This is a genomic window from Aquibium oceanicum, assembly GCF_001889605.1.
In the GTDB taxonomy this organism is placed as follows: domain Bacteria; phylum Pseudomonadota; class Alphaproteobacteria; order Rhizobiales; family Rhizobiaceae; genus Aquibium; species Aquibium oceanicum.
The window spans coordinates 3,458,283-3,479,249 of the sequence record NZ_CP018171.1; the positions used below are offsets into that span (position 1 = coordinate 3,458,283).

The 20,967-nt window shown below is 62.6% G+C and carries 20 protein-coding genes; 9 read left to right on the forward strand and 11 right to left on the reverse strand.

Annotated elements, in window-relative coordinates; translation table 11 throughout:
* Positions 1-72: 72 nt before the first annotated feature.
* From recQ to BSQ44_RS16940, 3 genes are all read right to left on the reverse strand, one after another.
* Complete coding sequence (recQ, locus tag BSQ44_RS16925) at positions 73-1,875, reverse strand: DNA helicase RecQ (RefSeq protein ID WP_072606272.1); 1,803 nt, start codon at positions 1,873-1,875, stop codon at positions 73-75.
* Positions 1,876-2,038: 163 nt separating this feature from the next.
* Complete coding sequence (locus BSQ44_RS16930; protein ID WP_072606274.1) at positions 2,039-2,743, reverse strand: GntR family transcriptional regulator; 705 nt, start codon at positions 2,741-2,743, stop codon at positions 2,039-2,041.
* 648 nt (positions 2,744-3,391) lie between these two features.
* Complete coding sequence (locus BSQ44_RS16940; protein ID WP_072606279.1) at positions 3,392-5,011, reverse strand: RNA-dependent RNA polymerase family protein; 1,620 nt, start codon at positions 5,009-5,011, stop codon at positions 3,392-3,394.
* Positions 5,012-5,495: 484 nt separating this feature from the next.
* Between BSQ44_RS16940 and BSQ44_RS16945 the strand changes: the two genes are divergently transcribed.
* Positions 5,496-6,248 carry a hypothetical protein gene (locus BSQ44_RS16945; RefSeq protein ID WP_157894617.1) on the forward strand — a complete coding sequence of 251 codons (753 nt, stop codon included), beginning with the start codon at positions 5,496-5,498 and terminating at the stop codon, positions 6,246-6,248.
* A gap of 302 nt (positions 6,249-6,550) precedes the next feature.
* Here the strand turns inward: BSQ44_RS16945 and BSQ44_RS26370 are convergent.
* A protein-coding gene (locus BSQ44_RS26370) for an IS5 family transposase (RefSeq protein WP_114579985.1) occupies positions 6,551-7,305 on the reverse strand; the annotation gives its coding sequence in 2 pieces (ribosomal slippage) (positions 6,551-6,975 and positions 6,975-7,305; 756 coding nt in all).
* 747 nt (positions 7,306-8,052) lie between these two features.
* Between BSQ44_RS26370 and BSQ44_RS16960 the strand changes: the two genes are divergently transcribed.
* The 3 genes from BSQ44_RS16960 to BSQ44_RS16970 all read left to right on the forward strand — a co-directional run bounded on the left by BSQ44_RS16960 (position 8,053) and on the right by BSQ44_RS16970 (position 12,556).
* Positions 8,053-10,080 carry a phospholipase D-like domain-containing protein gene (locus BSQ44_RS16960; protein WP_072606285.1) on the forward strand — a complete coding sequence of 676 codons (2,028 nt, stop codon included), beginning with the start codon at positions 8,053-8,055 and terminating at the stop codon, positions 10,078-10,080.
* Positions 10,081-10,091: 11 nt separating this feature from the next.
* A complete protein-coding gene (locus BSQ44_RS16965; RefSeq protein ID WP_072606287.1) occupies positions 10,092-11,699 on the forward strand; it encodes a hypothetical protein in 1,608 nt (535 codons plus the stop codon).
* A 200-nt stretch (positions 11,700-11,899) separates the two neighbouring features.
* Positions 11,900-12,556: a recombinase family protein gene (locus BSQ44_RS16970; protein ID WP_378216075.1), complete on the forward strand. Its 657-nt coding sequence runs from the start codon at positions 11,900-11,902 to the stop codon at positions 12,554-12,556.
* Between the two features lie 706 nt (positions 12,557-13,262).
* Here the strand turns inward: BSQ44_RS16970 and BSQ44_RS16975 are convergent.
* The 6 genes from BSQ44_RS16975 to BSQ44_RS17000 form a co-directional block, all read right to left on the reverse strand.
* Positions 13,263-13,739 carry a hypothetical protein gene (locus tag BSQ44_RS16975; RefSeq protein WP_072606292.1) on the reverse strand — a complete coding sequence of 159 codons (477 nt, stop codon included), beginning with the start codon at positions 13,737-13,739 and terminating at the stop codon, positions 13,263-13,265.
* Positions 13,740-13,777: 38 nt separating this feature from the next.
* Entirely contained in the window at positions 13,778-14,401 is a 624-nt protein-coding gene (locus BSQ44_RS16980) for a hypothetical protein (RefSeq protein WP_072606294.1), read from the reverse strand.
* Between the two features lie 246 nt (positions 14,402-14,647).
* On the reverse strand, positions 14,648-15,181 hold the full coding sequence (locus BSQ44_RS16985) for a DUF488 domain-containing protein (protein WP_072606296.1): 534 nt from the start codon (positions 15,179-15,181) through the stop codon (positions 14,648-14,650).
* Between the two features lie 21 nt (positions 15,182-15,202).
* Positions 15,203-15,385, reverse strand: coding sequence for a hypothetical protein (locus BSQ44_RS16990; RefSeq protein ID WP_072606298.1), 183 nt, complete (start codon positions 15,383-15,385; stop codon positions 15,203-15,205).
* A 112-nt stretch (positions 15,386-15,497) separates the two neighbouring features.
* Positions 15,498-16,157 (reverse strand): 5-formyltetrahydrofolate cyclo-ligase, encoded by a 660-nt coding sequence (locus tag BSQ44_RS16995; protein ID WP_114579986.1) that lies wholly within the window; start codon positions 16,155-16,157, stop codon positions 15,498-15,500.
* Positions 16,154-17,416 carry an MFS transporter gene (locus tag BSQ44_RS17000; RefSeq protein ID WP_083535017.1) on the reverse strand — a complete coding sequence of 421 codons (1,263 nt, stop codon included), beginning with the start codon at positions 17,414-17,416 and terminating at the stop codon, positions 16,154-16,156. Before BSQ44_RS17000 ends, BSQ44_RS16995 begins: the two co-directional genes overlap by 4 nt.
* Before the next feature lie 262 nt (positions 17,417-17,678).
* Between BSQ44_RS17000 and BSQ44_RS17005 the strand changes: the two genes are divergently transcribed.
* The 5 genes from BSQ44_RS17005 (at position 17,679) to BSQ44_RS26375 (ending at position 20,431) form a co-directional block, all read left to right on the forward strand.
* Positions 17,679-17,894 (forward strand): hypothetical protein, encoded by a 216-nt coding sequence (locus BSQ44_RS17005; RefSeq protein WP_072606304.1) that lies wholly within the window; start codon positions 17,679-17,681, stop codon positions 17,892-17,894.
* 320 nt (positions 17,895-18,214) lie between these two features.
* Positions 18,215-18,667 (forward strand): nucleoside diphosphate kinase regulator, encoded by a 453-nt coding sequence (rnk, locus tag BSQ44_RS17010; protein WP_072606306.1) that lies wholly within the window; start codon positions 18,215-18,217, stop codon positions 18,665-18,667.
* A gap of 144 nt (positions 18,668-18,811) precedes the next feature.
* The gene (locus tag BSQ44_RS17015) at positions 18,812-19,351 is read left to right on the forward strand and encodes a GreA/GreB family elongation factor (protein WP_072606308.1); all 540 of its coding nucleotides are present in this window, start codon (positions 18,812-18,814) and stop codon (positions 19,349-19,351) included.
* A 27-nt stretch (positions 19,352-19,378) separates the two neighbouring features.
* Entirely contained in the window at positions 19,379-20,125 is a 747-nt protein-coding gene (locus BSQ44_RS17020; protein ID WP_072606310.1) for a sulfite exporter TauE/SafE family protein, read from the forward strand.
* 204 nt (positions 20,126-20,329) lie between these two features.
* On the forward strand, positions 20,330-20,431 hold the full coding sequence (locus tag BSQ44_RS26375; protein ID WP_418202142.1) for a YjiS-like domain-containing protein: 102 nt from the start codon (positions 20,330-20,332) through the stop codon (positions 20,429-20,431).
* A 168-nt stretch (positions 20,432-20,599) separates the two neighbouring features.
* Here BSQ44_RS26375 and BSQ44_RS27765 read toward each other — a convergent pair whose 3' ends face one another.
* Entirely contained in the window at positions 20,600-20,722 is a 123-nt protein-coding gene (locus BSQ44_RS27765; RefSeq protein ID WP_256381702.1) for a hypothetical protein, read from the reverse strand.
* Positions 20,723-20,967 lie beyond the last annotated feature (245 nt).

The window sequence follows — 20,967 nt, forward strand, 5'->3', positions numbered from 1 at the left end:
TGCCAGTCCGGCGTCTGTCAGCGCATACGGGGATCGGACCGGCGCCGGGCGTTGGCCGACGTGCGGGCCGGATCAGTCCGCGTGGCCGGCGATGACGGAAAGGAAGGCGGGGCCGTAGCGCTCCAGCTTGGCCTCCCCTACCCCCGCCACTTCCGCCATCTGCGCCCGCGAGGCCGGTCGCGCCGCGGCGAGTTCGGCCAGCGTCCGGTCGTGGAAGATGACGTAGGGCGGCACGTTCTGCGAACGTGCGATCTCCATGCGCTTTTCCCGCAGCGCCTGGAACAGCGCCTGGTCGCGCTCGGGAAGCACGGTGGCGGCGGCCTTGCGCGAGGCGGTGCCGCGCTCGGCGCGAGGCGGCGCCGGAACCCGTAACATGAGCGTCGGTTTCTCGCGCAGGAATTTGCGGCCTTCCTCCGAGATCGACAGCCCGCCATGGCCCGCGAGATCGACCGCGACCAGCCGCAGGGCAACGAGCTGGCGTAGGATCGCGCGCCAGGCACGGGCGTCATGCTCGGTTCCGATGCCGAACGTCGAAATTTTGTCGTGGCCGTTGTCCAGCACGCGCTTGTTGCCGGCACCCAGCAGCACGTCCGCGATGTAGGCCTGCCCGAACCGCTCGCCCGTCCGATAGATGCAGGAAAGCGCCTTTTGCGCGGCGATCGTGCCGTCGAACAGTTTCGGCGGCTTCGCGCAGGTGTCGCAGTTGCCGCAGGGCTCGCAGGTATCGCCGAAATAGGACAGCAGCACCTGCCGACGGCAACCGGCCGCCTCGGCGAGCCCCAGCAGAGCATCGAGCTTCTGGCGCTCCGTCATCTTGCGCTGTTCGGAGGCGCCCGATTCCTCGATGAAGCGGCTGCGCAGCGCCACGTCCTCGGAGCCGTAGAGCATCAGCGCCTCGGCGGGCAGTCCGTCGCGCCCGGCGCGGCCGGTTTCCTGGTAATAGGCCTCGATGCTGCTCGGCAGGTCGACATGGGCGACGAAACGCACGTCCGGCTTGTCGATGCCCATGCCGAAGGCGATCGTCGCCACCATGATCACCGCCTCGCCATGCTGGAAGCGCGCCTGGTTCGCCTCGCGCGCCGCCTTGTCCATGCCGCCATGGTAGGGCAGCGCGTCGTGGCCCTGCGAAACGAGCCATTCGGCCGTCGCCTCCGTCTTGCGCTTGGAGAGGCAGTAGACGATGCCGCTTTCCCCTTCATGGCTCGCAAGGAAGCGCTTGAGCTGCCCGCGCGGATTGTCCTTTTCTGCGACGGCATAACGGATGTTGGGGCGGTCGAAGCCGGCGATGAAGGCCGAGCCGGGATCGATCCCGAGATGCGCCAGGATTTCCGCGCGGGTGGGCGCATCGGCCGTCGCCGTCAGCGCCATGCGCGGCGTGTCGGCGAAGCGGGTCACGAGTGTGTCGAGCTGACGGTAGGAGGGACGGAAATCGTGACCCCACTGCGACAGGCAGTGTACTTCGTCGATGGCGATCAGCGACAGCTTCACCCGCGCAAGCCGGTCGAGCACGTCGGACCGGAGCAGGGTTTCGGGTGCGACGTAGAGCAGATCGAGCTCGCCCTGGCGAATGGCGCGCCAGAGACTGTCCCGCTCCTCGCCGGCAAGGTCCGAATTGAGCGCGGCCGCCCTCACCCCCGCCTGGCGAAGGGCCGCCACCTGGTCGGCCATCAGGGCGATGAGCGGCGACACCACGAGACCCATGCCGGGCCGCGCGATGGCCGGGATCTGATAACACAAGGATTTGCCGCCGCCGGTCGGCATCAGCACGAAAGCGTTTTCGCCGCCGATCACATGGTCGACGATGTCCTTCTGGAGGCCTCGGAAGGCGTCATAGCCGTAGACGGTCTTCAGGATGTGGCTGGGATCGGCGAGCAATGCGGGCCTTTCGTCCGGGAATCAGCGTGATCCCGCCTCCCTAGCAGATTTCGACGGCCCGGCGGCGACTCCGTCTCGAAACGCGCTGCCTGCAGCCGTACCTCCGGCCGTATCGCGAGCTCGTCTGCAGGACCGATCCGGCAACCCAGTGGATCGCTGCCCGTCAGGCCTCGTCGGACGGCAGACGCGGAACGATGAGATCGGCGGCCGAGCCGAGGTCGGACGCGATCGCCGCCTCGACAGCATCGGCGTCCCTGTCCCTCAGCGCTCGGATGATCTCGTTGTGCAGCGCCATCAAGTCGGCGCTGTTGATCTTGGAGGGATGATAATGGAGAGCGGGCCCCATGCGAACCCACAGATTCTCGATCAGGGCGAGGAGCGTCGGCCTGTCCGCCATCCGATAGATGGTGAAGTGAAAGCGGTGGTTGTCGGCGAGCGCTTCCTTGGTCGTGTCGAGACCGATCAATCGTTCGTTGATGCGTTCGAGCTCGCGGATCTTGCCGGCATCCACGCTGCCGATCGCGACGCGCCCCGCCAGGCCCTCCAGGCGCTGACGTATCTGGATGATATCGCGATACTCCCGTTGCGTTACGCGCCGCAGGAAAAAGCCGATCTGCGGACGGCCTTCCAGCACCCCATCCGCTTCGAGACGCTTCAACGCGTCGCGCACCGGCTGGGAACTGACCTTGAGCACGTGGGCGAGCGATCGGCTGGTCAGGGAGGTGCCGGGCGCGATGCGACCGCTCATCATGGCCTGGCGGATGCTGCGATAGACCTGCCTCTCGACCGTTTCGGAAAGCGCGACGTCTATCGCTTCCAGTTCGGGCGCCTGCGACTGCTGTCTACCGGGACCGGGCCGCCTGTTCACTTCCTTTATCGCCCCTCCGCTAATACTCCATAGCACGGCAATTTGCCGCTGCTAAGCCTTAACGTTAACGCGCGAGTGAATGCCCAACGAATTGGGTCTGATGGCATCGAACTGCCGCTGCCCGAAAGCATCATGGATGCAGAGCCGTCCCCGCGCGAAGTGCCGGGTGATCAGATGATCTTTCGCAGTCTATACGAGGAAAAAAGATAACAAGAATGATACTTTAGACAATGGTGGGCCCGGAGGGAAACCCCTGAATTTCCGGAAAGCTAAGCTAATTCAAAGACTTTTGGTCCGCCCTGTGTGGCGTCTGTGTAGCATCTTAAAGGGGCATAGGCAAGTTTTGTGAACCCGGGATCAAAAAGCGCGTAGTTAGAACTATTTTCGTCCCGAGGTTGCGCTTAATGGGAAGCCTTCAAACCCATGGAGACTAAACGTGGCAACATACCGCGACATTCAGGAGCATACTCGCCGGACCCGGTTATTTACACCGAAGCCATGTTGGATAGCGCACATCCTGTCCGATTATGGGCTGACGACGCGCCAAGCGTACAATCGATACCATCCAGACAAACGCGAGCACCCATGTCCGCCACATCGCCGGCGCGAACTAGAGGCAGCCATGCGAGAAGTCGGCGCCTTGCCAATCTAGCTTTGTACTTGATTCACACCGGCAGTCTCTCCGCCTTGGCAGAAAACAGTCAATTCCTCTGTTGCCGCTGTTCGCAGATCCCCGAGAACATCTGCTATGTCATTCTGGAAGCTAGGTGAACGGGCCGTCAGATCGTGCACGAGACGCCAAACCCAATTGTGCTTGGCCCGCCAGTCGCCGAATGCCGCTGTTGTCGCGGCAACAGCTTTCCGAAGGTGCGAGCTTTCGGTTTTGCCCTCCGCGACCGAGAGGACAGCATTCAAGATGCGAAGTCGCCCACGACGTTTGCATCCGTCGTCCGGCTCCACGGTGACGATATCTTTCTTGCGCCTGAATTTCATCCCGAGGAATTCGAAGCCGGCCGCGAGCGTCTGTGTACTGGACCTATGCATCACAAATCTTCCAGACGGGTGAGACGCGAACGTCTCGCGCAGGTTCTCGATCGCGGCGTCAACAGCAGCATAGCTTGGACCGAGGACCGCGAAGTCATCCGCCACATTGACGATATCGATGCCAGCCGGCAGTTCAACGTCCTTGAGGATGGTCGCGATTACATGGTTAGCTATTGCGGTTGACGTGGCAGCGCCCTGCGGCAGCCCGGCAAGTGAGGTGAGTTGTAGATAGTATGCGTAGATGTAGCTAAGGCCATGTTGTCCATGCCCTACGCCTTTCAGCCTAGCTCTTGTCCTAGCCATTCCTGTGAGATCAGCCATCAATTCCCCGAAGGGTTCATTCCGGTCCTCCAATAGTGCAGTTGACGTAATGTGGCGCGGCGGGACGGGGAGATTGGTCTTCACCCATTCCCGTTCGATGCTTGGATAGAAGTTTTCCAAGTCTAGGATACCCACGCAGCGAATAGCCGGGTCCGTCATGATCTCAGCCACGCGGTCGACGGCGGCGCGATGGCCGCCTCGCCCCTTGCCGGAGTAGGACGACTGACTTGTCGCCAGAACGCCGCCATATGCGTGCGATAGGAGCTTCTGCCTTACGCGATCGAACATGCCGAACGCGTGCATGGGGCGAAAGGTCTTCCCTTTGGGGACGGGAAAGACAGTGTACCTGTCATGGCGTTCCTGATGTGTCGGCACCGTAATCAACGGAGCGTTGCGGGGGTTGAGGCGCTCGGCAAGTGCGAGCGCATCCGTCGCTTTCTTCCGCCGCATGGCCCCACGCCCCGGAGCCCCATCTCCCACAAGAACGATGTCCCTTTCGATTACGATCTCCCCTCGTCTGAGTTCTTCCTCGTGATCTTGTGCCAACCTGTCGAACGCTGCGATCTGGTCCCGGTGCAACGCGTTGCACCAGTCCGGCGCGACGAAGTCGGGCTGTGGCTTAGGCTCATCCTCATTGCCACGCTGAGCCAGCGCTCTCCGGTTGTACCTACGGCATTCCTCGATTGCGATATAGCGGCGAACATCCCATGACCTCTCAATCAGACGGCCGATCTTCTTCGCATCGCGAGTTCGACCTTCAGCAAGAGCAGTTTGCTGCCTCCGCTGGAACCGCTCCAGCTCCTTCTTTCCGCGTCGATAGGCGGACGGGCTTATGGGGCGCCAGCTCTTCGGATTTCCGACCAGAGCGTGCTCGGCATCGGCCGATGGCTGAGAGGTAGTCATGTGAGTTGCCTATTCCGCGCCCGTTCAATTTTCTGGTCACCCGTCCCCGCACGCGAATAGGCAGAACTCGTGCGGGGACTTCAGGGGTAACCGATGTCGGAGGCCAATCCGACGCCGAATACTTACCATCTCGCGGGTTGAACAGTCAACTACAACCTCATTTTCTATAATAGTTGCCAAACACTTCGACGGTTGACCTTGTCATTTTTCTCAGTACTGCTGGCGTCTCTAAATCTAACCTCGAAGGGTGTCCCAACGTGATGCTTCAAGAATTCACCGAAACGCTGGACCAAGTCTGCACTCCTCTCCAGATCCGGGTCCTGCAGATCAGCGAAACCGAAGGTCTTAGCCTGTACGCGGTGCACCGGGTGCTCTCGTCATGACAGCGTCCTCCGGTCAACGCCTCCAAGACGATTTGGACGCCGCCATAGCCGAACTCCAACTCAACCACCATGCCACACCTGACGCTCGCGCGAACGCGGCCATGATCCGCAAGCTGTTTGGTGTGGAGCCGGGCGCGCTGAGTTGTGACCAGGCGAGTGATTATGAAGGGCGGCTATTTCATCTAGCCTTGGATGCTAATGGCATTAGGGCGCGAGCCCATGTTCTGAAAGCGAAGGCACTCGCCGGCGACGCTTCCTTGTCCCACATCGTTTCCGACCGTTGTCTCGACGACGCCGGCATGGAGCTTGAGACCATCACCGAGCGCGAGGCCCTTCTTGCGCAGCACGGCATGATCGACCCGGCTCTGTTGCCACAAGAGCCCCGGGAACCGTCTGCGGAAGCTTCACAATCCGACGCTGAAAAGCAGCATGATGCCGTTAGCTTGGAGGATCTGCGGTGCCTAGAGGCTCTCTCGCGTCTGGAGCGAGGCGCTACCCGCAAGGAGCTTACAGAGCATTATGGAAAAAGCTTCCGTACAATCTACACCTGGCTTGAAAAGGCAAAGAAGCTACGGCTCAAAGCTTTTGAGGAGGTCCGCCCTGCGGAAAAGCTCGCGGAAGCGAGTCACGATTTCGAAATGATCCGCTCGGATCTTCTAACGAGCTACGAAGAAGCTAAGAGGAAGGGCAACAGCCGGGCAGCGCTCGAAATCTTGAGGGAACTGCGGGCTTGGAGGCAGCAGGACCTCGATATGTGGAACGCAATTGGTTTTTTCCATCAGTACAAGCACCCTGTTGTTTTGGACGATATGAAGAAGGCGATGATGCACGACCTCTTAGGGGGACTGCTTTAATCAGCAGTCACTGCCGAAAACTGCCGATTTGCGAATTACCTTAGGTCCCAGATTGCAACCGGTTGCAAATGCCCCCACCAGCCAGGAGTGCTTCCGGGCCGTACGAAGCGAGATGCGCGTGTCCCGATGCTAGGAAGGTAATTGGCATGCCTAACCCATGTGACACAACACGGAAGCTGTGTGGCAGAGTGGCAGAACGTTACAGGCAAAAGGTCCGGCCACTTTTCCTTGCTGCGCCCAAATTCGGCGCAACCCGCATCTTCTACGCGGAAATGAGGCTGCGGCCTAGGGCTGAGACTCATTCAGACCCAGAATGCGACGAGGGTTGCGAGTGCGACGGCCGAGAGGAAGTTTCGGGCGAGCTTGTCGTAGCGGGTAGCGATGCGGCGGAAGTCCTTCAGCCTGCAGAAGGCGGCCTCGATGCGCCAGCGTCCCTTGTAGCGCACTTCGTCGTAGTCGATTGGCACTTTCCGGTTCGAGCGCCCGGGAATGATGGCCTCGGCACCTTCCGCGTGCAGGCGTTTGCGTAGCGCATTGGCATCGTAGCCCTTGTCGGCGATCAGGCAGCGCACCCGACCGGCCGCGTCCATCAACGGCCCGGCCATGGTGACGTCGGCGACGTTGCCGGCCGTCAGCCGCAGAATGGCCGGGCGGCCGAGAAGGTCCGTCACCGCATGGATCTTGGTGGTCTGGCCGCCGCGCGAGGGTCCGATGGCCTGTGCTTTCGCCCCCCTTTTCCGCCATGGGCGGAGCGGTGGGCCTTCACGTAGCTGGAGTCGATCGACGCCGACAGCGCAAGCACACCCCGGGCAACGAGGGCATCCAGGATGCGGCTCCACAGCTGTCTGCGAGACCAGCGATTGAAGCGGTTGTAGATCGTTGTGGGCGGACCGTATTCGGCCGGGCAGTCCTGCCAGCGGCAGCCGGTCTTCAGCACATGCAGGATGCCGCTGATGACGCGTCGATCATCGACCCTGCGCGCGCCCGGCTGGTTCCTTGGAAGGTGCGGTTCGATCGCCGCCCACGCCTCGTCGTCCAGCCAGAAAAGCCTGCTCATCATCGTCTCCGTCGCAATACGACGGCAGGGAATCTGATTTGCTACAGACCTTCAACAGCCTGATTGGGTTTCGACCCTAGTACCCCCACGGAACGGGAGGAGGTGCCCATCTCAGCCGTTCCCCGACTGGGTCCGGCCCGGCCACTCTCGAGGATATGCGGCTGAAGCGGACAGTCGCCAAACGGACCTGATTCCGCGGCACTAGATTGCCGAGCCAAGTTTTTATTACCTGTGCCAAATCTATGCCCCAGCAGTCGCGGATAACCGCTCTTCTTGGCCGAAGCTACTGATTGCGTCCCTACGGCGTTTCGGTACATATAACAGGATCTTTGGGGGGACTCGAACCTGCAGCCATTCTCGCCACGCGACCTGATAGCATGCAATCCGTGGTCGTCGATACTTCTTACGACCTACTCGCTCAGTCTGTCCTTTCTCGAGGCGATACCTCTCTCCTCGGTCTACCGGACCTATCGCAATTTCACCGTCATCTCCGACATCGAAGGATACCGTGCCTCGCTCGCCGACGTTGGTGCGGTCGGCGTTGGGCGCGACTACGATGTAGTTCCCGTCAGATGCCAGAATGGGATCTTCCATCCGAAGATCGCACTCTTAGCGGACGAGGCGGGTGAGATACGTGCCACGGTCGGCTCCGGAAACCTGACTTTCGGGGGGTGGGGCTACAACAACGAGATTCTCGAATACCTGCGGCCCGGGAGGGACTCGGCGTGTTTCGCAGATCTAGTCTCGATGCTCGAAGCGATAATGCGCGAGACGGCACCGACCGGCCGGCTCGTATGCGTAACCCCTCCTGACCTTAGCTCCTTCATCGAGCTCGGCCGGAAGGCGGCGGCTGTCGCAGGCGATGGCGGTTCGCGGCTTCTTCATACGATGGATAGACCCCTTGCCACGCAGATCGGGGAGATGGCTGCCGATCTTGGTGGTGCCGTGCATGTGAGCGTGGTGTCACCGTTCTTCTCAAGGCACCACGGCATCCGGCTCCTATGCAAATCTCTCCGTTGCGAACGAGTGTCGGTGGCAGTGCCTACGATTGCGCCATCGGTCTTCGACTTCGACGCGGCCGTGGCCGACGGTCTCGAAGTGTCGCCTGTGGCATGCGACGCCTTCAGCGATGACAGATCGCTACACTCGAAGCTGTTCGACATCGAATGCTCGAAGGGGCGCCTGATCGTGGGAGGCAGCGCGAACGCCACCATCGCGGCGCTTGGGGGTGCAAACGTCGAGGCCGTTGTGGCGAGGATACACGACCGCCCGCCACTCTTCGGATGGTCGCCGTGTATGGCATACAAGGAAGTGAGCCTCACGGGCGAAAAGGAGCCGAAAAACCGCGACGGGGCCGCCCTCGTCGTGGAATATGGAGGCGGCGCCCTGTCCGGCAGGATGGTGGGGGCAGACGGTGTTGCCGGAGAGTGGGAGGCGATACTGGCGGCTGGTGCGCGCCGCGCTGCGGCCGGCCGAGTGTGCGTCGCGGACAGCGGGTCCTTCACGGTCGTTGTGCCGAGCGATGTGGATCCCCTTTCCTTCGGCTCATCAGTGCAGGTTATCTTTGTCCGCGGATCCGAAGAAGTCAGGGGCTGGCTTATGCTGCGCGGTTTCCTCGATGCGATGAACCGCCGAGGGCCACTGGCGAGATCGATCGGACGGCAGGTGGCGGGGTTCGGCACCGTCGGCGACATGTCGCTCATTCTCGAGTTCATGGCGAGAGAACCATCCGCGCTTTTAGAGGCTGCGGAACGAACAGGCGGTGGGCGAAAGGCCACCGCCCCGGACCCGCACCTGTTCGTGAAAGGGGCCTTCGGCACGAAGAGCGCGCTCGACATGACCGAGACCTGGCGCAGTGGATCCGGAACCCACGGACATGACGATCTGATCGATGCGCTTGTCAGGCATCTCGCCAGTTCGCTTCTCGGCGGTTGCGACGATGCGGGGGACGACGAGGATGAGGAAAAGAGGGAAGGCTCCAGAGAGCGGAAAGACGGACCGGGCAAAGGAGGTAACACGGGCGGCACCAGCCAAAGGATTAAGAAACAGCTCGTTGAACGAGCTTTCGCGCAGTTGTTCGCAAGACTGGAGCAGGTTCCCGCGGGGTCAGCCCGCGGGAACGGCCTGTACGTTCTTTTCGACATGATCGTGCGGATTATTCCGAGGGCGGAGGAAGGCGAACGGCTTCTTGCCCCCTACCTCGAACGCTGGCTCACCCTTGCGAAGGGCGCGAGACCGCTAGGGGACGATCAGGTTGGACTCGATGACTGCGTGGCGGCCGTCGTCAGCCGACTGGTGATCGGCGACCGGGACAAAGCGGTGACAATGCATGAGTTCCTGCAGTCATGGATCAGCGGAGAGGTGCCTGACAGTTTTGCGAGTGAAAGGTCGCCGAAGGCAGGAAGCCTCAACCAGCAGCTCCTCGGCAGAGGGTTTGCCCAGGAAGAGTGGTCCGCAGCGTGGCGCTCCATTCTTAGGACGCGCACAACATGGAACACTGTCAACGACCTGCGGCGGACGCTCCTAGCGAGGGTTACGTCCTTCGTTGTGCCGGAAGGAGCAACAGATCAGGAGGTGGCGGTCTTCCGCAGATATGTGGCCGGCGAAGGAAGACCCGACCGGATATACTGGCTGGAGCGCCACTATGCTGCCCGTCCGGCATGCAGGTGCGGACATAACTTCCCAGGAATGCAGGAGAAACGCCTGAGAACGTTGCGCCTCGCCACCTGCGACAACATCCGATGCGGGCGGGTCGTTGTGGATGTTTCACTCTAGAGGGCGCGGACATGCGACTGGCTGAAATCGACGAGATTTTCGAGAAGGCTCCTGGGTGCCGCGTGGTTGACGAGCTGCGGACCGACGAAAGCGGCATCGATCCGGTGGGCCTGCGTCAGCTCAATCTCGATCTGATGGATGACTCCCTTCCAGGCATCAACAATGTGACGCAGCACGTCCGTCCCTATACATTCATGGCGTGGGCCGCATGGAAGGCTTCCATCGTCGCACGTGAGGCGGGGAACAGCGATCCGGCGCTGATCGCAGATCTTGCTGACCGCTATGAGGCCCTCTACGCATGGTCGCATTTGATCGCAGGCCGTCCATTCAGGGGAGCGTCGGCGCTGAAGCGGACTATCGGCCGCCGAGCGGACGGGGAGCCTTTCGTATTCAGTGGACCGGTATGGGACGAGTGCAGGAGGAGCCGCACCAGCTTCATGGCTCCGACCGAATACGGCCCATCGATCAAGTCCCTTCATTACATTGGTGCCGATTCCGGGCATATCGCAGACGAGGCCATGCCCGCGGTTCTCGATTTCAATGCACGGGTGGGCAATTTACTGCCAGCGCGCTTCTTCGCAATCGAAGCTCCTTCTGTCACGGAAGATGAGATTGCTCCCTTCGCCCAGCAACTCCCTGTAGACGCGCCGTCGGAAATCGAGATGAAGGTGTTCAGGAATCTGTTCTTCGACATCGGCGGACACGCCGCCTCGCCGGGAGCGGCGAAGCGCAGGAAAGGCACGATCGACCTCGTCCGCGGTCTCCTGCAACGGGAGGGGCCAAGCTCCGTCGACACGATCAGAAGGTATTTTGCCCGGCACGATTTGCCCGCGGTGTACGACGGCGATCCCGAACAGGTTGCCATCTCAGGCATGCTGCTATGCCTCCTCCAGGCGAGACAACTCCAGAGGCTCGCCACAGAGGCCATGCTTCTCTGGCTCGAGCGGCTACTTTCCGAAGACCGCATCGGCACAATGTACCAGCCAAAGACGTCCGAGGAGATCATTGCGAGGGCGCACGAAGCCGCGGCAGCGGGAGACCTCGTCTATGCTTCTTCGGCGACCGTCGGCGACTTCCTTCTGGCGATTGAGATCGAGGGCGACACGATCGGATGGCCGGGCGCGTCGTCGGCGAGCACGACCGACGCCGTATCGATGATTGCCGAACTCATCGAGGCGCAGCTCCGCGATGTTACCCGCGTCCCTGCACTCGCCGCCCGCTCATTCGCCATCGTGCGGGCCGTCGCCAATGCATTCGAGGGCAGAAGACCCCCAAGCGGCCTCGCCGACGGGGTAGAAGGCCGCCCTGACAGGCTTCCGATGGGGCTCATGGCCAGACGGCTGGAGGCCATAGGTGACCGGCCGATGCGCTTCATCTGGAAGGAAATCGTCGAGAGCTGGGTGATCGGCCAGCATGTCCACTGGTCAGCCGTCCGTGGCAGCGACGGAAAGAAACGTCTCCGGATCGGACTTGAGGGCGATGGCTGGATGAGGGTCCGGAGATCGCCATCGAGAGGCGTGTACGAGCCGACAGGCGACCGACTTCAGACGATGCTTTCCCTAGCGGTATCGTGCGGTCTCTTCTCTCGAGATGCAGACGGTCGATACATGGTTGTTTGACAGCGAGGCACTTCCGGCGGCTTCCGTGGCACCGCTAGGTGTTCCGTCGCCCCTCTGCCATTCGCCAGGGCCATCGATGCTGCGAAGTTCGCCGACCAACGGCAAACAAGAAAATGTTTATTTGTCAAACACTTAGACATGCGTTACATTCCTATATGTTCGATTAGGAATGGAACATGCCTCCCTAGATGCGACGAGCAGTGGCATACATCCGGGTCTCAACTTCCAAGCAAGGTCGCTCCGGGCTTGGCATCGACGCTCAGCGCGATGCAATCCAACGCTTCACAACTTCTGAAGGGCTTGAAGTAGTGCAGTGGTTCCACGAAATCGAGACTGGCAAAGGGGCCGACGCGCTCGACCGCCGCCCCGTGCTGGCGGCGGCACTTACTCTGGCGCGGAAACTCAAGGGGCCGGTGGTCGTTTCCAAACTCGATCGTCTATCTCGCGACGTGCATTTCATCTCGGGACTAATGACGCAGCGGGTGCCCTTCTTGGTGGCAGAGCTCGGCGCCGACACGGACCCCTTCGTACTCCACCTCTACGCAGCGCTGGCCCAGAAGGAGCGTGCGCTGATCTCGCTGCGGACGAAAGACGCCCTTCAGGCGAAGAAGATGACGGGCGTGCGACTCGGCAACCCATCCAATCTCGAGGAAGCGCAGCGGCGCGGCGCGGCGGCAAACGCCCAGGCGGCGGAAACCTTCGCCACCAACATCTTACCCCTCGTCCATGTCATTCAGAGTAGTGGTGTCACTTCGCTACGCGCCATTGCTGCTGCACTCAACGCTCGAGGGGTTCGCACCGCACGAGGTGGAGTGTGGCATCCAACGTCGGTGAGCCGCCTTCTGCGCCGCGGCTGACCGCGACCACTTAAGAAATTGCAACCCGTTGCACCGGAAAGAACTATGCCACGTCCCAATCGCTTGACGCCGTTTGGCACTTTCGAGCCTGTACCCGCACGCGGCACCGTTATGGGTAACCGCGGCTGCTTACACGATCGGGAGGGTGTACTTGGCACTAAACGATATAGACATAAGAACTGGATCATCTGCCGCCTAGAATTCAAGGATCGCCGGCGGACCATCAACGCGCCCGGCCTATACACCGAGCTCTTCGCACTTGATGAGGCTACCATGATGGCGGCTGGACACCGCCCTTGCGCCGAGTGCCAGCGTAAACGGTATGACCTTTTCAAAGTAGCTTGGCGGCAAGCGCATGGTCTTCCCAGCGATGCACATCTCAGCGCGTCCGAAATCGACGCTCACTTGCATACGGCGCGTATCGATCGGCTCGGACGCCAAATCAGGTACCAAGCCCGCCTGTGCGATCTACCCGATGGCAGCTTTGTAACCCTGCCCGGAGTTTCAGGACAGCCCCTCATCCTGTGGGATGGCACTCTACACGCGTGGGGGCATGAGGGATATTGGCCGCCTCAGAAGACTCGCACCGATTTAGTCGTAACGGTTTTGACGCCCCTGCCACTCGTCCGCGTCATGGAGGCAGGTTATTTGCCCGGCGTCCTGCTCCCTGGGATAGGATCACGTCGCGCTCTCAATCCTGCCTCATCTATGCCCACCGCCGCCTTGCGCTAGCGGCGAGTTGCTGAGCCGAGGTGTCAATCGGCATGGCCTGTTCGATTTCGTGCGTGAAGGCCGGAACGGTGTTGCCGGGCCGCGGCCGCTCGGCGACCGCTCGCAACGGATCATCCGTCAGCCTGTCGAGGTACTTGACGATGCCCTTCTTGACCGTCCGGTATTCCGGCGGATCCTCCCCCAACGTCTCGGCATGCGCCTTGATCGCAGAGACGATCTGCGCTTTCGGGAAGCGGCCGACGCCGTCGATTGTCACCTGCGCCAGGACGGCAGTAGCGTAGCCAAGCAGCTTCTCGGCGCGAACCAGCCGCTTGCAGTCATTCATGAGCAAGAGACCGGGCACCAAGTCGGGGGCACTGATGGAAATCGAGCGCATGCTGACGGCACGGATGCGTCGCGATGTCTCGGCACCTGACCGATAGACGGCGCGTCTGCTCAGGATTTTCTGCATGGGGCGTCTCGGAAATAGGCAGCGTGCAAGCTGCAGGGTTATGACCCCCAGGCTGTCCAGAGCCTGACGGATGTGTTCGGTCCGATCGGCGCGCTGTCGATGTCGATCGACACGAAGCGACGCAAGGCCAGTGCGGCGAGCCCGGTTATGGGACGCGTCTCCCTGAACGCTCCAAGACACTCGGCCACGCCAAGCGTGCCGTTCTCCTCGAGCCCCGCCAGCAGACGGATGCGGTCTCCGAGAGGGCATTCCCAACGGGCATAGCGGAGAAGGTCGCGCGCGTTCGCGAGACGGAATCCTTCACGGACGACAGCGGAGTCGACAACGACATAGGCGCAGCCGCGCTCTTCCGCCTCGTGAGAAAGCCATCCGTAGCCGGGTCCGCTTCCTGCATCGACAAGCTCGTGCCGTGCGCCTCGGCGCACCAGGAAGTCGGGTACGTGGCTCTGGTCGTCCCGCGCCAAGACGGCAGGAAGGCAGGACCATGCGGCGACGTCGTCGTCGACGTCCAGCAGGCAGGCAAGATCACGCGCCAGCTGAGTCCTGAACGACGGCGCGCCTTGGCACCGCACGGTGCCGAACGGCCTGAACAGGTTCGACGCAATTCCTGTTTTGGTAGGGATGGGACCCTGCAGGGGATCCGGTTGTTGCAGAGCGGCCATTGCCTGCTCCCATGCGCGCGTTCGACATGCCAGCGGTCACGCGGGCGGCGGAACGATCAGCGTATGAGCAGGGTCCGGATCATGGCGTCGGAACGAATACAGAACACAGCCAGGATCGTCAAGCATTGTCGCAAGCCACACGAACTCGCCATGGATGCGGGGCCGCCGCGCCGATGCCGGGCGGCGTTTCCATCGGCGCGGACGTTCACGGTCGAATCCTGAAGCGCCGGGACTCTGGGGTCCCAGCTACCGCGCCGGGTAGGTGACCGAACCGCCGTCATGAAAGACCGCGCCGTCAGTCGGGACTGCCGGGTCGATACGGCCGCTTCCCATCAAATGGAAGACCTGTTCGCCGTTGGCGAGAAGATGGTCCGAGATGATGCGCCGATGGCATCGCCACCAGACGGCCTCCGAGCACATGATGGCGCACCTGGATTCCCGCCCCAGGGCGAGGAGCCGGTCGAACCCGGCCTTGAAGTCCTCTGTAAGCGCGTAGTCCGCGTAATTGTGGAAGCTCCGGTTCTGCCACGCACCGTTCGTTTCGGCAGGGACGTCCTCGACCTTTTTTCGTCGACCGCCGAGCGGAACGATCAGCTCGTACCCGATCTGCACCTCGGCCAGTGTCTGAGCGAGGTTCTCGCTGTCGAACTGCGGATGGGCCCGCGATCCGGGCAGCCTGCGGACGTCGACGGCCATGCCGATCCTGGCCGTGCGCAGCAGATCGATGAATTCGTCGCCGGTCCGGTTCGAATGGCCGACCGTGAAGAAGGGCTGGCTCATGATCGGGCGGGGCCGGAGACGCTACTTCTTGCGGTCGCCTCGATCTCCCTGCCCGGGTTTCGCATCGTTCTTCGCCTTCCGCTTCTGGTCCTGGGCAAGGCTTCGCCCGACGTCCTCGACTTCCTTGAAACGGCCTTCGCCGTCTCGGCGGACATACCGCTTGTCCCCGGGTGTCGGTTCGATCAGTTCGCGCTTGGCTGTCATCGGGTGTCTCCTTCGCTTGGATCCACGTCCAACGGACTTGGATTCCATCTTGTTCCGGAAGGCGATGGCAGACGCTCTTTGAGGCGGCGGATCGAGGGCCGACGTGGCTGCTCTAGGCTCCGTCGATGATCATCCTGTCGAGCGGGATGTCGTGCCACTGCGGGTAGATGGTCGGCAGCTTCGCCAGCTCGTAGCCGACGCCGAAAGTCAGCGGCCTGCTCGGCATCGCAGCAAGCGTCCGGTCGTAGAACCCGCCGCCATAGCCAAGCCTGAACCCGGCGTCGTCATAGCCCACCACCGGAACCACGACGATGTCCGGAAGGGTCGCCGTGCCGCCAGCCGGCACCGGGATGTTCCATACGCCCTTCTCCAGCTTCTCCCCGGCAGACCAGGTACGGAACTCGAGCGGCTTTCCCTTTTCCAGGACGACGGGCAGGGCAAGCTGACCCCCGCGTGCCGGCACGCTGGAAGCCCATTCCCGGAGGTCGGGCTCGCCGCGGAACGGCCAGTAGATCCCGACGACGCTGCCCTCGACGATACCGATCTCCGCATCGAGCCGATTGGCTATCCTACGCGCCGCCTCTGCCCGCGCGTCCGCGGGAACGGCAAGGCGCTCTGCGATGAGACGCTCCCGCTGTGACTTTCGCCAGCGCGCGACATCTATGGTCGTCTGTGCATCGCCCGGAGAAATCCCTGAATAGGAAGGATCGAGCTCGTGCATGAAACAGGGTGGTGACGCGTAGCCTCTCGCATCCCTTTGCTTGTCCGTCATGTCCGTCCTCCTGTGGCTGCGTGTTCGCGAACGGGGTCCGTGCCCGTCGCTCCGTCGGACACCGCTGTCAACGCGACATCCGTGGTTCTCGCGTCGAGCGCGAGGGATTCGGGCGTCTGTGCAGGCAGCGCCGGCATGATGCGGAAGTCGGACCGCTCGGCTGGCGGCAGGGCGGGGCTGCGCATTGAACGCCAGAGCGCGTAGAGGCCATAGAGCGCGTATACGCCGCCCATGGCGACGAAGAACCCGTCCGGACCCATCTCGTCCATCAGCCTGCCGCCGAGCTGCGGCCCGACCATGTTGCCGATCCCGTAGACGATCAGCAGCCCTCCGGACACCTGCAGGAACTCGTCGGCGCTCGCCTGGTCGTTGGCGTGGGCGACGTTCAAGGCGTAGATGGTGAAGAGTACCGAGCCGAGCGCGAACACGCCGGTGACGATCGCGAAGGGGTCGGTCGGAGCGACCATCACCATGCAGGCGGAGATCGCGGCGCCGATCGCGCCAGCCAGCGCCATGACGTAGCGCCTGTCGATCCTGTCGGAAAGCCATCCGAACGGCACCTGGAAGACCACGCCGCCGACCATCGCGGCGGTCATCATCGTGGCGATGCCCGTCTCGGTCAGTCCCGCCGCCTTGCCGTACAGCGGCCCGAAATAGCTCCAGTTGCCAAAGATGACGCCTGCAAGGAACGATCCCACGACGGCAGCGGGAGACTTCCGGAACAGGGCCCCTGCGTTGATGGTCACCTGCGTCAGCGGTTGGGGCGAAGGGGCGACCGATAGTGCCACCGGAAGCAGTGCCGCCCCGAAGGCGAGCGCGCCGACCATGAAGAGCGTCTCCTTCGTGATGTCCCCAAGCGGCAGGATGAACTGGCCGACCGCCACGCCCGACATCGACACGATCATGTACGCCGCGAAGACCGTCCCCCGGCTGGCGTTGTCGACGCGTTCGTTCAGCCAGCTTTCGATGACCATGTATCCGCCGACCAGTGTCACGCCGCCCAGCGCACGGAAGAAACCCCAGGCGACCGGATGGGGGACGAGCGCGAGGAGCAGCAGCGAAGCGGCGAGCAGCGTCTGAAGGACCGCGAAGACCCTGATGTGACCGACGCGCCTGACGAAGAGCGGCGTCAGGATGCAGCCCGCGGTGAAGGCGACGGCGTAGGCGGTGCCGATCCAGGCAATGGCCGTCGATGACCAGCCTTCGGCGGACGCCCTAAGCGGAACGAGGACGTTGCCCAGTCCGGTCCCGACCATCATCAGGAAGGTCCCGAGAAGCAAGGCGGTGAAGGAGCGAAGCTGCTGCCACAAGATGTCGCTTACCGTAGATGTCGATGCATGGAGCTTATGCCACCCGGTCGGCACGGAGCCCCTCGAATGCGTCGTCTGCCTGGCGCTTTCCCGCCATTGGCCGAGGGCGTGTGCAGACTCGAAGCGGTCGGATTCGCGCCGAAGCAGGCGTTGGGCTTTGTGATCACCTGCGGTATGCTGCCAAGGGGATGCACTCGGTCGCGAAATTGCCGTGACGAAGTGGATCATGCTGGCAGTCGGCGTGCTGCTTTCCGCGAACGGCTTCTATACGCGCACCTTTGACTACCCGAACGACACCCCGGTCCGCAATTGCTTCAATATGGATGCTGTCGGTGTCTACGGATGTTTCCATAGCCAGCTGGCGCCCATGCTGATCGCCTGGGTGCCGTTCCTGGTCGGGATCGCACTCATCGCATGGTCTGCGTGAGGATAATCCGGAAAGCCGCCTGACCGGCTCGTTCCGTTGGGAAGGCAGCGCGGTTCCCTTGGCTTGACTTTCCGGTCGCGAAGGCCCACGTCTGGGGCATGTGCAGCACCGACCGCCACCTCCTTCTGTTCTTCAGGGTGTGCCCCATCGCGGGCATCTGACCCCCGGCCAGGTCGCGTCGCGCCCCGGCCGCGGGGCATAGGCTGAATTCCGGTTCGCCGGAGCTACCATCACTAAAGCGGCAACCAATCCCAGATCACCGAAGACAAGCGTTACGCCATGGCTGCGTGCGCGGGTCGCTTACATGAGAGGGCCCGGAGATGGCTCAACCGACCAAGAAGAACCGCAAGCCGGCGATCGCCGTGACGCGCACCGACAGCGAGCGCCTGTGGCGGCTCGCCGAATCCTTGGCTCACCGCAACCGCGCCGTGGCGGAAGAACTGCTCGCGGAACTTGACCGCGCGAAGGTCGTCGAGGACGGCCGGCTCGCGCCGGACGTGGTGCGCATGGGATCGTCCCTGCGCTTTACCAGCGATCTCGGCGAGGACAGGAACGTCACGCTGGTGTTCCCGGGCGAGGCCGATATCGCCGAAGGCAAGGTATCGGTCCTGACCCCGATCGGCGTCGCGCTGATCGGCCTGTCCGCCGGGCAGTCGATCGACTGGACCGCGCGAGACGGGCGCGTTCACCGCCTGACGGTGGAATCCGTCCGCCCACCGATGCCTTCTGTGCTTCCGGCAGAGGCTTCGCAGGAACTGCGGACAGCGTCATGACCGCAATCCGGCCGCCGTGCCGCCTCTCGTTGTTCGGGGGGTGCCTCATCGCAGGATAGCCGCCCCTGAGCCGCGCCATGCGGCCAGGGGATTCTCCAGTGCGCCGAAACGTAACCGCTCGAAGCCGAGCGATGGAGAACTGCGATGACGAAAGATACCTGCTTCCTCACCACCAAGGACTTCACCATCCTAGAGGTCATGCGCGACCGCTGCCTTGGCCGCGACGATCCCCTTGCGCCGATCCTCAAGCGGAAGATCGAGGCGGCGACCGTAATGTTCCGGGACGATATTCCGGTGAACGTCGCCACCCTGAGCAGCCGCGTGACGTTCAGCGTCAACGGCCGCGAGCCTGACAGCCGCATCATCTCGCACGACCGGATGACCTCTCCTATCGGAATGTTCCTTCCGATCACCACGGCGCGCGGGCTCGCATTGCTTGGACTTTCCGAGGGCCAGGAGTTCACGATCGCGAACGCCGACGGCGAGGAAGATCGGATCCTGCTTCACGAAGTGCACTACCAGCCGGAAGCGGCCAGACGGGAAAAGGAGGCCTTGGAGAGGATGAGCGGACCGACTTCGGGCAAGCCGTCCTTGCGGGTGATCAGGGGCACCTTTCACGATCAGCCCCGCCTCGTGCCGGTGTCGCATGACGGCTTCGACGACCCAGGCCCTTCGGCCGCCTGAGCGTCCGGCGCGGCGCAGGAGCAATAAATGATCGAATACCTCATCCTCGCCGCGGCGGCCTTCTTCGCCGGAATGCTGAATACGGTCGCGGGCGGCGGCACGTTCCTGACCTTCCCCGCGCTCGTATTCACGGGGGTGCCCCCGGTTGCCGCCAACGCCACCAGCGCCGTCGCGGTGTTTCCGGGGTACCTCGGAGGAGCGCTCGGGTTTCGCAAGGAGATCGCCGCCTACGACAGGAAGCGGCTGATGAAGATCGTCGCCTTTACCGCGATCGGAGGGCTTGCGGGCTCGTTGCTGCTCCTCGTCTCTTCAAACGAAGCGTTCTCCGTCGTGGTCCCCTTCCTTCTCGCAGCGGCCACCCTGGCTTTTGCCTTCGGCCCTCGCATCCAGGCGTGGGCGAGCCGCCGAAGCCTGGGCAAGCCGGAGGGCGCCTTGGGAACGCTGCTCGTCTCCGTGTACGGCGGTTACTTCAACGGCGGCCTCGGCATCGTGCTGCTGGCGCTGTTCTCGCTGTGGGGAATGCGCGACCTCAACGCGATGAACGGTCTCAAGAACGCGCTGTCCTTCGTGCTGTCCGGGATTTCGGTAGCCACCTTCGCGGCGGCCGGGATCGTCGCGTGGCCGCAGGCAGTCCTCATGATGGTCGCTGCCACTGTCGGCGGATACGCCGGGGCCCCCGTCGCAAGGGCGCTGCCTGCGTCCGTGGTGCGGACGATCGTCATCGCCGTCGGGGCATCGATGAGTGCCCTCTTCTTCTGGCGGGCCTTCGCATGAGCCGCCCGTCTCGCTTCCGGTCAGGAGCGTTGCTGATCCGCCAATGACCCCGGGGACCAGCTATCCGGGCACGCCGCCGACCGCGGCTCGCCGCCCGGACGCTTTTCGGAGACTGACATGTCTGATCATAACAATCCTCGCCCGCGATCCGCTTTCGCGCGGATGATCGTCCGTGGGTTCGGGCGATGGCAAAGACGCAAGGCGATGGACCAGCTTCAGGCCCTGGACGACAGGGAACTCTGGGACATCGGCCTCTCCCGCAACGACATTCCCCGTGCGGTCGAAGGTCTCTTCCGGGACAAGTAACCGGATGAAGCTCAGGTCATTTGCTTGAATGGAGATCGCCAATTGGACATGACGACCAAGGTCATAATCGCGTGCGGCACGCTTGGGCTCATGCTCATCGCGTTCGCGGTTCTCTGACCCTTCGACGAAGCCCTGCACGCGGAGAACTTTCCGCGTGCAGGGCTTTTCCTATCGCCGCTTGCCCGGCATCGTCGCTCGCACCATGAGCTCCGACACGGAACCGGTTCCGGTCTTCTCTGCCTTCTGCTGCTTGGGCTTGCGGGCTTCCTTGTTGCCCTTCCGTTTCGCCATGACGGCTTCCTTCCTGACGGCGCCGCGCACGGCTGCATGGCAGCTCGCGGCGCGGTTGATCCATGATGTGAAAGGAATGTCCCTGGCCCGCCGCCCGAGGCTGCACGAGCCAGGGCTAGATGCCGTTTTTCGGACGCTTCCGGAAAGGAAGCCGCATTTCGGAGAAAGCAATCACCGCCGCATCTTGGCCAGGATGCAGGCGATGTCAAACCGTCTTTGCAGTAAATGGCCGTTGGCCGGGCGAC

Coding starts and splice junctions, on each gene's coding strand:
- BSQ44_RS27765 (WP_256381702.1), bottom strand. CDS start 20,722: ATGGCGAAACGGAAGGGCAACAAGGAAGCCCGCAAGCCCAAGCAGCAG.
- BSQ44_RS16940 (WP_072606279.1), bottom strand. CDS start 5,011: ATGACTACCTCTCAGCCATCGGCCGATGCCGAGCACGCTCTGGTCGGA.
- rnk (WP_072606306.1), top strand. CDS start 18,215: ATGGCTCAACCGACCAAGAAGAACCGCAAGCCGGCGATCGCCGTGACG.
- BSQ44_RS16965 (WP_072606287.1), top strand. CDS start 10,092: ATGCGACTGGCTGAAATCGACGAGATTTTCGAGAAGGCTCCTGGGTGC.
- BSQ44_RS16990 (WP_072606298.1), bottom strand. CDS start 15,385: ATGACAGCCAAGCGCGAACTGATCGAACCGACACCCGGGGACAAGCGG.
- BSQ44_RS16985 (WP_072606296.1), bottom strand. CDS start 15,181: ATGAGCCAGCCCTTCTTCACGGTCGGCCATTCGAACCGGACCGGCGAC.
- BSQ44_RS17015 (WP_072606308.1), top strand. CDS start 18,812: ATGACGAAAGATACCTGCTTCCTCACCACCAAGGACTTCACCATCCTA.
- BSQ44_RS16975 (WP_072606292.1), bottom strand. CDS start 13,739: ATGCAGAAAATCCTGAGCAGACGCGCCGTCTATCGGTCAGGTGCCGAG.
- BSQ44_RS16945 (WP_157894617.1), top strand. CDS start 5,496: ATGATCCGCAAGCTGTTTGGTGTGGAGCCGGGCGCGCTGAGTTGTGAC.
- BSQ44_RS16980 (WP_072606294.1), bottom strand. CDS start 14,401: ATGGCCGCTCTGCAACAACCGGATCCCCTGCAGGGTCCCATCCCTACC.
- BSQ44_RS17000 (WP_083535017.1), bottom strand. CDS start 17,416: ATGATGGTCGGGACCGGACTGGGCAACGTCCTCGTTCCGCTTAGGGCG.
- BSQ44_RS16995 (WP_114579986.1), bottom strand. CDS start 16,157: ATGACGGACAAGCAAAGGGATGCGAGAGGCTACGCGTCACCACCCTGT.
- BSQ44_RS17020 (WP_072606310.1), top strand. CDS start 19,379: ATGATCGAATACCTCATCCTCGCCGCGGCGGCCTTCTTCGCCGGAATG.
- BSQ44_RS16960 (WP_072606285.1), top strand. CDS start 8,053: ATGCTCGAAGCGATAATGCGCGAGACGGCACCGACCGGCCGGCTCGTA.
- BSQ44_RS26375 (WP_418202142.1), top strand. CDS start 20,330: ATGGACCAGCTTCAGGCCCTGGACGACAGGGAACTCTGGGACATCGGC.